The organism is Vibrio sp. 10N.222.55.C6 (genome assembly GCF_041473395.1).
Taxonomy (GTDB): domain Bacteria; phylum Pseudomonadota; class Gammaproteobacteria; order Enterobacterales; family Vibrionaceae; genus Vibrio; species Vibrio crassostreae_C.
Genome location: NZ_JBFRSD010000257.1, coordinates 1 through 1,639 on the forward strand (window position 1 = coordinate 1; position 1,639 = coordinate 1,639).

A 1,639-nucleotide genomic window follows, 5' to 3' on the forward strand; every position below is an offset into this window, starting at 1 on the left:
GTTACATCTCCTCTGCTCTCGTCAATGCCATTCTCCTTGTTATCAATGCCTTTCGGCTAGATGGGTCGACTAACTCCAACACACGCCATCTGATGCTGACAGCAAGGGCATACTCGTATTGCTTTGGTTCTTATCGGTGCGGTTAGCGGCGGCATTATATAGAGCAAGTTCAATAACAACAGTTGAATGCGGGCTCTTAAGGCGTGAGCTTGACCACGTAAAAATCCGTAGTCTCGTACTCTCTGCAACCCTTTGGGCAGCACGTGTTGCAAAATGAGCAGCAAAAACTTCAGAATGGGCAAGGTGCGCGTTCGCCATGCATTGGTCTGACTCTCTTTATAGCGGAAGGTGACAGTATCATCTGTGATACTGATGATGTCTTCATCAGGCAGCACACCGCGATAGAGATAGCGCGCCAAATAGTTGAGTGCAGCCTGACCGTATCCTACTTGTCTGCAATCGACCACCCATTGTTTGGGTATGCCACTCGGCAGCCACAACGTTGGGTGTTGATTAATGGCCTCTAGCATTCTTGCTCGCCATACTTTGGCCAAAGCAAACGCGTTGAAGAGGTAATGCTTGTTGCCTTTGTGCCACGTTTGCCTCGACGCGTCGTATTGGCCTGCCGCCACGATAATGTGCAGATGTGGGTGCAAGTTTCGTTGTCGGCTGTGAGTATGCAACACGGCGGTAAAACCAAGTTCACCTTGCCGTTGTCGGTTGGCAAAATCCTTTAATACCCCTGATGCCACCTTAAACATACCGTTATATATCGCTTTAGGTTGATGTCTTGCCAGCACTCTCAATTGATACGGTAAAGTGAAGGTCACCATGAAATAGTGAACAGGTAACCGTTTTTGCTGTTGACGCTGTAGCCAGTCAGAAGTGGTGCGTTGTTGGCATTGAGGGCAATGGCGATGACCACAAGAAAGAGGCAATCGGTCATCGTGATGGCAGTGACTGCAGAACCATTGTGAGCGTCCTTGTTGCTCTGTTTTGCAACGGAGCATCGCCCCAATAGCTCGATGCATATCGCCATTTATCTGCGCATGATAGTGATGCTTAAGCGCACGATGATGCTGGCGAAGCAGTTCAATGAAAGTACTCATTTTATGCTCCATGTTAAGTCTAGATCATCCGTTAATTGGTTGATGGCCATTGCCGCATCACGCTGCTTTATCTGAGTCATTCGGGTGTATCGTGCCGTGGTGTTGAGGCTTGCATGACCGAGCAGTGATTGCAGTGAACGCAGGTCGACTCCTTGCTCAAGTAAGTGCGTTGCGAAGCAATGTCTGAGTGAATGAGGACTCGCATGCTTTTTGATACCACACTCTTTAAGTACAAGTTTCATCGTCTTTTGAATTCCGCCACGATCCATGGGGGTGTCGTGACATGTACCAAGTCCAGGAAATAAGTAGCAAGGATGCTTATGGGTAAGCCAGTGCGTGCGGAGTGCCTTAAGCGTTCGCTGCGGAAGCGGCACCATTCGGTCTTTTCCGCCTTTTCCTTCCCGTATGTGAACGCGCATTGTTTGGCTGTCGATATCATGAACCGTAAGATTTAATCCCTCACTGAGTCGTAACCCCATGCTGTACAGAGTAAGAAAAAACACCTGATAACGTGCTTGTCGAGTGTGAGT

General features: G+C 48.7%; 2 protein-coding genes. Both read right to left on the reverse strand.

The window, feature by feature from the left end; translation table 11 throughout:
- Positions 1–56: 56 nt before the first annotated feature.
- Positions 57–1,109: a transposase gene (locus AB4486_RS23535; RefSeq protein ID WP_372050665.1), complete on the reverse strand. Its 1,053-nt coding sequence runs from the start codon at positions 1,107–1,109 to the stop codon at positions 57–59.
- Positions 1,106–1,639 (reverse strand): tyrosine-type recombinase/integrase (locus AB4486_RS23540; RefSeq protein WP_372118978.1); only part of this gene is annotated, 534 nt, incomplete at its 5' end. The genes AB4486_RS23535 and AB4486_RS23540, both read right to left, overlap by 4 nt.

Excerpts from the sequence above, each read along its gene's own strand:
- AB4486_RS23535 (WP_372050665.1), bottom strand. The coding sequence starts at position 1,109 with ATGAGTACTTTCATTGAACTGCTTCGCCAGCATCATCGTGCGCTTAAG.